At 64.7% G+C, this 12,307-nt stretch carries 12 protein-coding genes; 11 read left to right on the forward strand and 1 reads right to left on the reverse strand.

Annotation, left to right across the window (positions count from 1 at the left end):
• Nucleotides 1-23 precede the first annotated feature (23 nt).
• The 11 genes from K6G35_RS23500 (at nt 24) to K6G35_RS23550 (ending at nt 11,513) form a co-directional block, all read left to right on the forward strand.
• Nucleotides 24-986 (forward strand): Bug family tripartite tricarboxylate transporter substrate binding protein, encoded by a 963-nt coding sequence (locus K6G35_RS23500; protein ID WP_495676402.1) that lies wholly within the window; start codon nt 24-26, stop codon nt 984-986.
• A 3-nt stretch (nt 987-989) separates the two neighbouring features.
• The gene (locus K6G35_RS23505) at nt 990-1,448 is read left to right on the forward strand and encodes a MaoC family dehydratase (RefSeq protein ID WP_008645287.1); all 459 of its coding nucleotides are present in this window, start codon (nt 990-992) and stop codon (nt 1,446-1,448) included.
• An 18-nt stretch (nt 1,449-1,466) separates the two neighbouring features.
• Nucleotides 1,467-2,249, forward strand: a complete 783-nt coding sequence (locus tag K6G35_RS23510; protein WP_008645286.1) for an enoyl-CoA hydratase/isomerase family protein — start codon at nt 1,467-1,469, stop codon at nt 2,247-2,249.
• Between the two features lie 118 nt (nt 2,250-2,367).
• Nucleotides 2,368-3,525: an acyl-CoA dehydrogenase family protein gene (locus K6G35_RS23515; protein WP_008645285.1), complete on the forward strand. Its 1,158-nt coding sequence runs from the start codon at nt 2,368-2,370 to the stop codon at nt 3,523-3,525.
• An 18-nt stretch (nt 3,526-3,543) separates the two neighbouring features.
• Nucleotides 3,544-4,527, forward strand: coding sequence for an acyl-CoA dehydrogenase family protein (locus tag K6G35_RS23520; protein ID WP_495676403.1), 984 nt, complete (start codon nt 3,544-3,546; stop codon nt 4,525-4,527).
• A gap of 108 nt (nt 4,528-4,635) precedes the next feature.
• Nucleotides 4,636-5,760, forward strand: coding sequence for an acyl-CoA dehydrogenase family protein (locus K6G35_RS23525; RefSeq protein ID WP_495676404.1), 1,125 nt, complete (start codon nt 4,636-4,638; stop codon nt 5,758-5,760).
• A gap of 8 nt (nt 5,761-5,768) precedes the next feature.
• Nucleotides 5,769-7,007 carry an acyl-CoA dehydrogenase family protein gene (locus tag K6G35_RS23530; protein WP_495676405.1) on the forward strand — a complete coding sequence of 413 codons (1,239 nt, stop codon included), beginning with the start codon at nt 5,769-5,771 and terminating at the stop codon, nt 7,005-7,007.
• Between the two features lie 75 nt (nt 7,008-7,082).
• Nucleotides 7,083-8,660 (forward strand): fatty acid--CoA ligase, encoded by a 1,578-nt coding sequence (locus K6G35_RS23535; RefSeq protein WP_495676406.1) that lies wholly within the window; start codon nt 7,083-7,085, stop codon nt 8,658-8,660.
• A 210-nt stretch (nt 8,661-8,870) separates the two neighbouring features.
• Complete coding sequence (locus K6G35_RS23540) at nt 8,871-10,595, forward strand: ribonucleoside triphosphate reductase (RefSeq protein WP_495676407.1); 1,725 nt, start codon at nt 8,871-8,873, stop codon at nt 10,593-10,595.
• A 47-nt stretch (nt 10,596-10,642) separates the two neighbouring features.
• The gene (gene nrdD, locus K6G35_RS23545) at nt 10,643-10,834 is read left to right on the forward strand and encodes an anaerobic ribonucleoside-triphosphate reductase (RefSeq protein ID WP_495676408.1); all 192 of its coding nucleotides are present in this window, start codon (nt 10,643-10,645) and stop codon (nt 10,832-10,834) included.
• A 7-nt stretch (nt 10,835-10,841) separates the two neighbouring features.
• Nucleotides 10,842-11,513 carry an anaerobic ribonucleoside-triphosphate reductase activating protein gene (locus tag K6G35_RS23550; protein WP_008645277.1) on the forward strand — a complete coding sequence of 224 codons (672 nt, stop codon included), beginning with the start codon at nt 10,842-10,844 and terminating at the stop codon, nt 11,511-11,513.
• Between the two features lies 1 nt (nt 11,514).
• Here the strand turns inward: K6G35_RS23550 and K6G35_RS23555 are convergent, their stop codons facing one another.
• Nucleotides 11,515-12,261: a hypothetical protein gene (locus K6G35_RS23555; RefSeq protein WP_495676409.1), complete on the reverse strand. Its 747-nt coding sequence runs from the start codon at nt 12,259-12,261 to the stop codon at nt 11,515-11,517.
• Between the last annotated feature and the right edge of the window lie 46 nt (nt 12,262-12,307).

The raw sequence follows: 12,307 nt of genomic DNA on the forward strand, positions 1-12,307 counted from the left end.
AAAAGAAAACTCAAGGAGACGAGATGCTGCATTCCGCAAAGATGCTTTTTCTGGCTGTTGCCGTGTTCGCCGTGTCAAATGCCGCGTCCGCGGCAGATCAGCCCATCCGCTTGGTCGTGCCATATCCGCCGGGCGGCGCGGCGGATCAGATCACCCGGCTGGTGACCAGCGATGCGTCGAAGTTCCTGAAGGCGACGATCGTCATCGACAACAAGCCAGGGGCAGCGGGCATCATCGCCGCGGAGACCGTGGCCAGATCCGCGCCAGACGGCAAGACGCTCCTGGTCGGCTCGAATGCGCCCCTGGTGATCAACAGCGCGATCTACGAAAAGCTGCCTTATGACCCGGCGCGCGATTTTGTGCCAGTGGCGGGGCTGGGCAAGACGCCGCTGATGCTCTCGGTGCGGGCGGAACTGCCGGTGAAGTCAGTCAAGGATCTGGTGGCACTGGGAAAGAGCCAGCCCGGGAAGCTGACCATGGGCTCGGCGTCGAGCGGCAACATCACGCACCTTGCCGGCGAGAACGCGTCAAGCAAGCTCGGCGTGAAGGTCACCCATGTGCCGTTTGCAGGTAGCGCGCCCGCCATCGTCAGCCTGATTGGTGGGAACATTGATCTGATCTACGACGCATTGCCGTCCTCCATGCAGCAGGCCAGGGCAAACCGGATTCACGCGCTGGCCATTCTCGATACGAACCGCTTTCCACTGTTGCCGGACGTGCCCACCATGCACGAACTGGGCTACTCGGGGACCGAGGCAAGCGCCTGGTTCGGTGTGGTCGCGCCGGTCGGCACGCCCGCCGCGCCAATCGCGGCGATGAACAAGGCGATCAACGACGCCCTTCGCAATCCCGAACTGGTCGAGAAGCTCCGCGCAATCGGCGCGCAGCCGATGCCGGGATCTCCCGCGAGCTTTGGGGAATTCATTAACGAAGAGCGCGCGCGCTGGATTCCCGTGGCGAAGTCGCTCAACGTGAAGGCGGACTGAAGCATGCAGGCGCTGAGTTCTGTCGAGGCCGTCAAGGCGCTTCGCGACGCGCCGGCCGCGGTGAGCGACTACATCGTGCTGGACCAGGAGACGATCGATACGTTCGCAGGGCTGACCGGCGATCGTCAATGGATCCACGTCGATCCGGTACGCGCCGCGGCCGAGTCGCCGTTTGGCTGCACGATTGCTCATGGACTCCTGACACTGTCGATGGTCACGACGGCGTTCACCCAGTGCTTCTCGTTTCCGGGCCGCAAGATGTCCGTGAACTACGGGTTCGACAAGGTGCGTTTCACCGGTGCCGTACCCGCGGGCGCCCGGGTGCGCGGTGTGTTCGTCCTGCAGCGCGTCGAGGATGTCCGGCCGGGCGAGATCAGATGCTTTTGGCAAGTGGAAATGCAGGTGGAAAACAGCGAGCGTCCCGCCATGGCCGCGACGTGGCTGGTGCAGATGCGCTACTGAAAACACAGGAGACAAGCAATGACGGTACTGGAAGTCAGGCACGTGGGAACCACCGCCGTGGTGACGATGAATCGTCCGGAGCAGCGCAACGCGCTCGACATGACGATGCGGGACGCCTTTGCCGAGGTCATTCCGGCGTTGCGCGATGACAAGGCGGTAAAGGCCATCGTGCTGACCGGCGCTGGCGGGCACTTCTGCGCGGGGGGCGATGTGAAGGCAATTGCGGCCGGGCAGGGTGGCGAGCGCGACATCTTCGAGGGACGCGAGCGCATTCGCAAGATCCATCGCTGGTCCGACGAATTGATCGACATGGAGAAGCCGGTCATCGCGGCCGTGGACGGCGTGGCGTTCGGCGCGGGACTCTCGCTGGCGCTTTGCGCGGACTTCATCCTGGCATCGAAGCGGGCCACATTCTGTTCGGTGTTCTCCCGCATCGGATTTGTGCCCGACGTCGGGGCCTTGTATCTGCTGCCTCGCTGGATCGGTCTCGCGCGCGCCAAGGAACTGGTCTTCTCCGCGCGCGTCGTGAAGGCCGATGAGGCGCTCGACCTTGGGTTGCTCCATTCGATCTCCGAGGACGATGTCGTGGCCGATGCCATTGCGCTGGCGAATCGCTTCGCGCACGCCCCGACCGACGCCATCGGCGCGGCGAAGTCCGTGATGAACCGGGCGTTCGAGTCCGACCGTCATACCGTCCATGCACAGGAAGCGATGCTGCAGGCCATGTGTCGCGAGAGCGCCTATCACCAGGAGGCGGTCCGGCGGTTCATCGACAAGGAACCCGCGAAGTACCAGTGGTGAAGACTGCCACCGTGAACATGATGTGAGGCACCGGCTGCCGGCGTGTTGCGGGCACGCGGCAGCACCGTGCCGGCTTTTGCACTGACGCCTTGCGGCAGTGCCAGATCAGGAGTTTTCGTTGAATCATCTACTCGATACCTTTCATCTCGCGCAGTTGCCCCCGGAGGCGGAGGCGTTTCGTGCCGAGGTGAAGGCCTTTCTGGCGGACATGCAACCCAAGGCCCCACCGAGCAAGCGGGCCAGGTCGTGGATGGGCTTTGACGCTGATTTCAGCCGGAAGCTTGCCGGCCGCGGATGGGTAGGCATTACCTTGCCCGCGCAGTATGGCGGGGCCGGCCTCGATCCGTTCCGACGATTCGTGCTGGTCGAGGAGTTGCTGAGTGCTGGAGCGCCCGTCGCGGCGCACTGGATCGCGGATCGGCAAAGCGGGCCGCTGATCCTAAGGTACGGGACAGAGGCGCAGAAGGCGGCTTACCTGCCGAAGATCTGTCGTGGCGAGGCATTCTTTTGCATCGGCATGAGCGAGCCGAACTCCGGCTCCGATCTGGCGAGTGTCCGGACGCGCGCGACACCGGCTTCGGATGGCTGGGTCCTGAATGGCCAGAAGATCTGGACGACCAACGCGCAGCATTGTCAGTACATGATCGCGCTGGTCCGTACTTCAGGTGTTCCCGAGGACAAGCAGAAGGGGTTGTCCCAGTTCATCATCGATCTTTCCCTGCCCGGCGTGACGGTGCGTCCCATCCGGGACCTCACGGGCGATGCGCACTTCGCCGAGGTGGTATTCGAGAATGTGGCGCTGCGGCCGGATGCCCTGATTGGCGAAGAAGGCAGTGGTTGGGAACAGGTGAACGCGGAACTGGCTTTCGAGCGTAGCGGCCCGGAGCGCATCTATTCCAGCATCGTCCTGCTGGATGCCTGGATCGAACAACTTCGCCGCACGGAAGCGACCCGAGACCAGGTGGCCGCGCTTGGCCGCTTCGTCACGCATGTGGCGACGTTGCGCAACATGTCGATCGCCGTGACATCGAAGCTGGCACGCCATGAGAGCCCGGTGGTCGAGGCCGCGTTGGTCAAGGACCTGGGCACCGAGCTGGAGCAGGCGATTCCGGCCTATCTGGAAGCGGCGATTGCCTCGGACCCCGAGTCGGCCGGCGATGGCGAGCTGCTGCGCACGGTGGCCTATCTGAGCCAGATTTCCCCGACGTTCTCGTTGCGTGGCGGCACGCGAGAGATTCTCCGCGGCATGATCGCCCGTAGCCTCGGGCTGCGCTAATACGAGGGAGGACAGTGAATGTTCGTAGAAGCCATCGCAGATATCCTGAAAGACCGTTTCTCGCCGCAGGCGCTCCGGAAGTTTGAACAAGGCGTTGAAGTCAGGGAGGCATGGAGCGCCATCGAGGAGGCGGGATTTCTCGAACTCCTGACGCCCGAAGAAGCTGGAGGCGCCGGGCTGGCGTTGGGCGAGCTGTTTCCGATACTTCTGGAGATCGGAAAGCACGCGGTGCCACTGCCGATCGGCCAGACCATTGTGGCACGGGCGATTCTCTCGAAATCCGGGGGCGGGGCACCCGCGGGCATGATCACGATCGCGCCAAGATGCCGGCGCGAACCGGACGGCAGCCTGCGCATCGCCAACGTGATCGGTGGCCTGGTCGCGGACCATGTACTCGTGGGCTGCGGCGATACGGTGCTCTTGCTGGATTGCAGCACGGCGCAGCGGGACTGGATCGGGGTGCACGGCAGTCTCTGCGCGGATTTGACGTGGGTGCGGAGTGATGCCGTGCCTGTCGAGGGCGTCACGGTGGACGAACTGGACGCCTGGGACGGCGCCGTGCTTTCCGTGCTGATGGCGGGGGCGGCCCGACGCGCGGGAGATCTGACCCTCCAGTATTGCCAGGACCGTTCGCAGTTCGGACGGTCGATCGGCAAATTCCAGGTCATCCAGCATCAGCTTTCGGTGATCGTCGAGCACATTGCCGCTATGTCCGTCGCCGCGCAAATGGCTTTCGCGGGTGGGCAGCGGCGCCCGGGGGGGCTTGCTGCCGCCGTGGCGAAGGCCCGTTGCGCGGAGGCCGTGCAGGTTGTCGCGGCGGCCGCCCACGGCCTCCACGGCGCCATCGGCATCACGGAGGAGTATGACCTGCAACTGCTCACGCGATGCCTGCACGAATGGCGCATGGCGCACGGGTCGGAGTTGTACTGGAATCGCGTTGTCGGCATGGCGATTCTGGGGCGCGATGGCGTGAAGGTGAGCGATTTCGCACGTCAGGTCTAGGCGCTCGGGTGTACGCATAGTCTGGCGCGAATAGTTCGTTCGAACGTCGCCGGCATGGCCGGCGCGGAACAGAATGGCTGTGTCGCGTCCCCACCGAGGAGTCAACACGTGGATTTCCGCTTCAGCGAAGAACAGGTCATGCTGCGCGACACGCTCGCGCGCTACCTGTCCGATCACTACACGTTCGATGCGCGCCAGGCTGCCGTGCATTCGGCCGCCGGCTGGCGTCCCGACTGCTGGCGCGCGTTCGCGCGCGACCTTGGCCTGCTTGGCATCGGGATTCCCGAGCGCTTCGGTGGGCTGGGCGGCGGCATCGTCGACCACATCGTGGTGATGGAACAGTTCGGCCGCCATCTTGTGCTGGAGCCCTACCTTGGCACGGCCATCCTTGCGGTTGATGCACTGCAATATGCCAATGAGACGCTGGCCGCCGAAGCGCTGCCTGCCATCGCGGCAGGCGAACTGGTGGTCGGCTGGGCGCACGCCGAACCGGAATCGCGCTACGGCATGACAGTGCGAACACGCGCGGACGCGGCTGCCGGTGGATACCGGTTGCATGGACGCAAGGCGCTTGTCACCGGCGCGCCCTGGGCCACGCACTTCATTGTCAGCGCGAACACGGATGCCGGTCCGACGCTGTTCTGGGTCGAACGCACGGCGCCGGGCCTGACGTTGATCGAAGCCCCCACCTTTGACGGCGGCCGTACTGCCGACCTGATACTGGCCGACGTGCCGGTGAGCGCCGCGCAAGTGCTGGGAATGCCTGGCGGCGCATTGCCGCTGCTGGAGCAATTGAGCGACACCGCCACCGTGGCGCTGTGTGCCGAAGCCACCGGCGCCACGGCGCGAATGCTGGAGGACACCGTCGAGTACGCGCGTCAGCGCCAGCAGTTCGGGCAGGCCATCGGCAGCTTCCAGGCGCTGCAGCATCGCATGGCCGACATGTACATGTTGCACGAGCAGGCCGTCGCCCTCACACAGGTGGCTGCCATGCGTCTTGCTGGCGAGCCACATGAACGGGCGCTGGGTGCCAGCACCGCCAAGGCCCATGTCGACGAAGCAGGCCGCCGCATCGGGCAGGGCGCGGTGCAGATCCACGGCGGCATGGGCGTGACCGAGGAAACGGCGGTCGGCCACTACTTCAAGCGTGTCACCGCCATCGGCCTGCAGTTCGGCAACGTTGCCTACCATCTGCGCCGTTGTGTCGACCTGCGCTACCCGGCCAACGCATAAGGACCGCCATGGATATCGACGAGTCTCCGCAAGACCTGCAGTTTCGCGCCGAGGTGCGCGCCTGGATCTCCGAAGCATTTGATGACGAGCTTTGCGCCATGATGGCGCAATCGAAGAACGGCCATCTCGACAAGGCGGCACAGGTACGCTGGCAAAAGGCGCTGCACGCGCGTGGCTGGGCCGCGCCGAACTGGCCGCAAGCACATGGCGGCCCTGGTTGGACACCCACGCAACGTCACCTCTTCCAGAGCGAACTGGCCGCCGCCGGTTGCCCGGCAGTGTCGCCGATGGGGCTCAAGATGGTGGCGCCCGTCATCATGAAGTACGGCAGCCCCGAGCAACAGGCCCGCTTCCTGCCGCGCATCCTGGCGTCCGACGACTGGTGGTGCCAGGGCTACTCCGAACCGAACTCAGGCTCCGATCTGGCATCGTTGCAGATGCGCGCGACGCGCGGCGTCGATGCGAATGGCGAGCACTACATCCTCAACGGTTCGAAGATCTGGACGACGCACGCGCAGTGGGCCGACTGGATGTTCTGTCTGGTGCGGACCTCGCGGGAGGGCAGGCCGCAGGAGGGCATTACGTTCCTGCTGCTCGACATGCGCACGCCGGGTATCACCGTATCGGCGCTGCCTACGCTCGACGGCCCGATGGAAGGCCAGCAGGAGGTCAATCAGGTTTTCTTTGACGATGTGCGCGTGCCGGCCGCCCAACGCATTGGCGAGGAGGGCATGGGCTGGACCATTGCCAAGTACCTGCTCGAGTTCGAGCGTGGCGGCAGCTTCGCGCCGATGCTGCACCGGCAACTGGACAAGGTGGCTGCCATGGCCGCCGCTCAGCCCGGTGAGGATGGCACCGGGCGGCTGATCGACGATCCCGTCTTCCGGCAACGGCTGGGCGCCATGTATGTGCGCGTGGCGGCGACCGAGGCGGCGGAGTTGCGGCTGTTCTCCGGCGTGGCCTCGGGTACGTCGATCGGCGCGGCGTCGAGCATGATCAAGTTGGTCGGAACCGAGACGGCACAGGCCATCTCCGAGCTAGCGGTCGACGCGCTCGGGCCCTATGCGCTGCCATTCGTGCGGGATACCTGGGCCGAGATCCAGGGACGCGCTGCCGACCCGCGTTTGGGTCCCGACGATGCCGCCCCGATCGCGCCGCGCTACTTCAACTATCGCAAGGCATCGATCTACGGCGGTTCGAGCGAGATCCAGCGCAACATCATCGCGCGACAGGTATTGCGGCTCTGAGCGCCCGCTTTGGCGTCCCTCGACGCCATTTGTCACCAGTACCCATCCTATCAATCAGAAAAGGAGACAAGGCTCATGGAGACGGAATACCTCGCGACGCTGCCCAGCGCGATTCGCCACTACGCCCGGGAGCGGGCCGGGGCCATTGCGTACGCCTTCGAAGGCCGCGAGACCACGTTTGCCGATTTCGATCGCCATACGGATCGTGTGGCGCAGGCCCTGCTGGCCGACGGCGTGAAGGCTGGCGACCGCATCGCCTATGTCGGCAAGAACAGCGACCACTATTTCGAACTATTCTTTGGCGCGGCCAAGATGGGGGCCGTCATTGTGCCGGTGAGCTGGCGGCTGGCAGGGCCTGAAATCCAGTACATCGTCTCGCACTGCGACGCGACGCTGGTCTTTGTCGGCCCCGAGTCATCGGCATCGGTTCGCAACCTGCTGCCAGCGCTGCCACTGGTGCGCCGCGCCGTGGCGATGGAGGGCGGGGAGCCAGACTGGCCGGCCTACACGGACTGGCGCGATGCGTGCCCGGATACGCCACCGGCGCACGAAGCGAAGCCTGCTGACGTGGTGCTGCAGCTCTACACGTCTGGCACTACCGGACGTCCCAAGGGCGTGATGCTGATGCATCGCAACCTGACTAGTGGTACCGAGATCTCGCTGCGCGAAGGCGCCGACTGGTCGCAATGGAACGACGAAGATGTGTCGCTGGTGGCCATGCCGGTGGCGCATATCGGCGGTTCAGGCTGGGGCGTGCGCGGTGTTCTGGTCGGCTGCAAGGGTGTCGTGGCGCGCGAATTCGATCCGGGCAAGGTGCTCGACTATATCGAGCACGACCGCATCAGCAAGCTGTTCATGGTGCCGGCTGCGATGCAGATCGTGCTGCGTGATCCGCGCGCGCGCCAGGTGGACTATTCACGCCTCAAGCACATGCTGTACGGCTCGTCGCCGATTCCCGCGGCGCTGCTGCGCGAGGGCATGGCGGTGTTTGGCTGCGGCTTCGTGCAGCAGTACGGCATGACGGAGACCACGGGCACGATCGTGGCGCTGCCGCCGGAAGACCATACGCCCGCCGATGTCCCGCGCATGCGCGCCGCCGGCAAGGCCATGCCCGGTAGCGAGGTGGCGGTGGTCGGGCCGGATGGCCAGAGGCTGGCTGCCGGCGAGGTGGGCGAAGTGGTGATCCGCTCGCCGCAGAACATGGCGGGCTACTGGAAGCAGGAGGAAGAGACCGCCCGCACCATCGACGCCGACGGCTGGCTGCGCAGTGGCGATGCCGGCTACATGGACGCGGACGGTTACCTCTATATCCACGACCGGGTCAAGGACATGATCATCAGCGGCGGGGAGAACATCTACCCGGCCGAGGTGGAGAGTGCCATCTACGGCCACCCGGCCGTTGCCGACGTGGCCGTGATCGGTGTGCCGGACGAGCGGTGGGGCGAGGCGGTCAAGGCGATGGTGGTGCTGCGCCCGGGTGTGGCCGCGGACGCCGACAGCATTCTGGGCTGGGCGCGCGAGCGCATCGCGGGTTTCAAGGTGCCCAAGAGCATCGACTTCATCGACGCCATGCCGCGCAATCCATCCGGCAAGCTGCTGCGCCGGGCGCTGCGGGAACCGTACTGGACGGGCCGTACCCGGCAGGTGAACTAGGCACTCGGGGGCCGGGGAAGGGCGCATCCGGCGCCAGATGGCACCGGGCGGTCGAGGTCTGGATCGCCTTGCTGGCGAGATCTGCCCGACCCGCCGCCCGATGTGTCGCGCCCCCCAGCGGTGTCGCCGTTTGATCTGTCGCAACACCACCTATGGTGTCGATATAGATAATTCACCCCATATTTTGTGCGTAAGCACGGGAGGGGTGCGATGCAGCAGAACATCCGGGGCGCGACAACTGTCGACGTCGAGTCGTCCATCAATGAATACCTGGACCGCAAGGACTGGCGGATTCACGCCAATGCCAACCAGGGTTATTCGCTGGGCGGCCTGATCCTCAATGTGGCCGGCAAGGTCACCGCCAACTACTGGCTTTCGCATGTCTACGCGCCCGAGGCTGGCGCCGCGCACCGGGAAGGTGACTTTCATATTCACGATCTCGACATGCTGTCCGGCTACTGCGCCGGCTGGTCGTTGCGCACTCTGCTCCATGAAGGCCTCAACGGCGTGCCTGGCAAGGTGGAAGCCGCGCCGCCGCGGCATATGTCGAGCGCGGTCGGGCAGATCGTGAATTTCCTGGGGACGATGCAGAACGAATGGGCCGGCGCGCAGGCCTTCTCGTCGTTCGACACCTATATGGCGCCCTTCATCCGCAAGGACGCGATGACGTACCCCGAGGTCAGGCAGCACATCCAGGAGCTGATCTACAACCTCAACGTGCCGTCGCGCTGGGGCACGCAGACGCCATTCACTAACCTGACGTTCGACTGGACATGTCCCGACGATCTCAAGGAACAGGTGCCCGTCATCGGCGGCGAGGAAATGCCGTTCCGCTATGGCGACCTGCAGGCGGAGATGGACATGATCAACCGTGCGTACATCGAGGTGATGACGCAGGGTGATGCCAAAGGGCGCGTCTTCACGTTCCCGGTCCCCACCTACAACATCACGCCGGATTTCCCGTGGGAAAGCGAGAACGCTGCGCGGTTGTTCGAGATGACGGCGAAATACGGCCTGCCGTACTTCCAGAACTTCGTGAACTCGGACCTGACGCCCAATATGGTCAGGTCCATGTGCTGCCGCCTGCAACTGGATCTGCGTGAATTGCTCAAGCGCGGCAACGGCTTGTTCGGCAGTGCGGAGCAGACCGGGTCCCTGGGTGTGGTCACCATCAACTGCGCGCGACTTGGTTATCTGTATCAAGGCGACGAAGCCGCACTGCTGAACAGGCTCGATTCACTGCTGGACATGGGCCGCGACACGCTGGAGGCCAAGCGCGAGCGTATCCAGCAGTTGATGGACGAAGGGCTGTTCCCCTACACGAAGCGCTACCTGGGCACACTGCGCAATCATTTCTCGACGCTTGGCGTAAACGGCATCAACGAGATGATCCGCAATTTCTCGGCCGATGCGTACGACATCACTACGGAAGCCGGGCACGCGATGGCGATGCGTCTGCTGGACCATGTGCGCGGGCGGATCGTCGAATTCCAGGAAGCCACGGGCCACATGTACAACCTGGAGGCCACGCCCGCGGAAGGCACCACGTATCGCTTCGCGCGTGAAGACCGCAAGCGCTGGCCCGACATCCTGCAGGCCGGCACGGCCGATCAGCCCTACTACACGAACTCGTCGCAGTTGCCCGTCGGCTTTACCGACGATCCATTCGAGGCGCTGGCACGTCAGGAAGCCCTGCAATCGAAGTACACCGGGGGCACGGTCCTGCATCTCTACATGGGCGAGCGACTGTCCAGCGGCGAGGCCTGCAAGCGGATGGTGCGTCGCGCGCTGGAGTCGTTCCGGCTGCCTTACATCACGATCACGCCGACGTTCTCCGTCTGCCCCAAGCACGGCTATCTGGCCGGCGAACACCGCTTCTGCCCGAAGTGCGACGAGGACATTCTCGCGCGCAAACGCGCCGCGCTGGCGGCGTGAGGTTTCCCGATTTTCAACCCGACGTTTCGCACATGAGGAGCAACGCCATGACTGATCTCGCTGTCGCCCGCCATTTCTCGATTGAACCCGCACTGGCACTCAAGGACGAAGAGCGCCAGCCCTGCGAGGTCTGGACCCGCGTGATGGGCTACCACCGTCCGGTGGCGAGTTTCAATACCGGCAAGAAGGGCGAGCATGCCGAGCGCACGTTCTTCGATGAGAGCCGCTGCGCGGCCTGAGCCCATCTTGGCAGACCTCAAGGTCGGCGGTTTCACACCGCTGACCAGCATCGACTTTCCCGGGCGGCTGGCCGCGGTGGTGTTCTGCCAGGGATGCCCCTGGCGTTGCGACTACTGCCATAACCCGCATCTGATTCCGGTCGGCAGCCCGTCAGCGCGGGCCTGGGAAGACGTGCTGGTATTCCTGGCGCGGCGGCGTGGCCTGCTGGATGGCGTGGTGTTTTCCGGCGGAGAGCCCACGCTGCAGGCCGCGCTACCCGCCGCCATGCGCGATGTGCGGCAACTGGGTTTCGAGGTCGCCCTGCACACGGCCGGCATGTATCCGGACCGCCTGGAGGCTGCGCTGCCATGGGTCGACTGGGTTGGCTTCGATATCAAGGCGCCCGCGCACCGCTACGACCACGTGACCGGCACGCCCGGAAGCGCCACACGCGTGATGGACTCGCTGGAGCGTCTGGTGGCAAGCGGTGTCGCCTATGAATGTCGCACGACCTGGGACCCCGAGCTATTCGATGAGGCCGAATTGATGGCGCTGCTGCATACGCTGGCGGAGAAGGGCGTCCAGCGCTGGTCGTTGCAAGTCTGCAATCGCGCCGGAATGCCGGTGCCGCACCCGGCGGGGATTGCAGACCGCATCGCAGCGGCGTGCCCGCGGATTGCCGTGCGAATGCAAGCCTGATTTACTCAGCCACGAAGCGTTGCCACGCGCCGGTTTCCTGACACACGCCAACCCTTTCGCAATGTAGTCGGACCTGCTCTTCGTCGAGATCGCGTGCAATTGATACGTCGCTGTCGAACGCGATCTTGAGCGCCCGTGCCACGTGGGCATTCTCGATGGGAAGTTCCCAGGTCAGGAATAGCTGGGTGCAATCCTGATTCGTCGGAAAGTCGGCGGCATTGAAACGGCTGCTGCCGCGCGGAATCACTGCGTGAGGCTGACAGGTATCGAAGATCAGCACCGTGCCCCGCTGCAGCGGAATACGAAGATCCAGCAAGGGGAAGTGGACGTCCTGTCCCTTGTCATCGCTCAGGAAGAGATTGCAGAATGCGGCGCCGCCATACTGGTCGCCGTCATGGTGATACCGCGCCCCGCGACAGACCATAAGCGCGACATCGCTCGCGGCCAGCACTTCGGGCAGGCCGAGCGTGCTTGTCCAATCCGAGACGGCGCGCACGCAGCACGAATAATCCGACCAACGCGCGCGTGCTCGCGCCAGGGGCATGACCTCGACATCCCCCACTTCCAGGTTCATGTGATGTGAGATTTCGCGCGCCCAGTCTGCGGTCAGCCGGGCGGGGGGCTTTGGAATGTCGACGGTGCCGGAGAGCACGACGTCACTCACGCGCCGGCTGCGAATGGCGTCGCCACTCCAGTAGTAGGCGGTGAGGGAATCCTGAAGATGAGGTTGCGGGTGGCTGCGGCTCATAGGCTGCAGTGTAATGCGTTAGCCGGGGCCGTGGGGACGGCCCCAA

This window comes from Cupriavidus sp. HY129, from assembly GCF_059492215.1.

Coding starts and splice junctions, on each gene's coding strand:
- K6G35_RS23500 (WP_495676402.1), top strand. CDS start 24: ATGCTGCATTCCGCAAAGATGCTTTTTCTGGCTGTTGCCGTGTTCGCC.
- K6G35_RS23505 (WP_008645287.1), top strand. CDS start 990: ATGCAGGCGCTGAGTTCTGTCGAGGCCGTCAAGGCGCTTCGCGACGCG.
- K6G35_RS23510 (WP_008645286.1), top strand. CDS start 1,467: ATGACGGTACTGGAAGTCAGGCACGTGGGAACCACCGCCGTGGTGACG.
- K6G35_RS23520 (WP_495676403.1), top strand. CDS start 3,544: ATGTTCGTAGAAGCCATCGCAGATATCCTGAAAGACCGTTTCTCGCCG.
- K6G35_RS23530 (WP_495676405.1), top strand. CDS start 5,769: ATGGATATCGACGAGTCTCCGCAAGACCTGCAGTTTCGCGCCGAGGTG.
- K6G35_RS23535 (WP_495676406.1), top strand. CDS start 7,083: ATGGAGACGGAATACCTCGCGACGCTGCCCAGCGCGATTCGCCACTAC.
- K6G35_RS23540 (WP_495676407.1), top strand. CDS start 8,871: ATGCAGCAGAACATCCGGGGCGCGACAACTGTCGACGTCGAGTCGTCC.
- nrdD (WP_495676408.1), top strand. CDS start 10,643: ATGACTGATCTCGCTGTCGCCCGCCATTTCTCGATTGAACCCGCACTG.
- K6G35_RS23555 (WP_495676409.1), bottom strand. CDS start 12,261: ATGAGCCGCAGCCACCCGCAACCTCATCTTCAGGATTCCCTCACCGCC.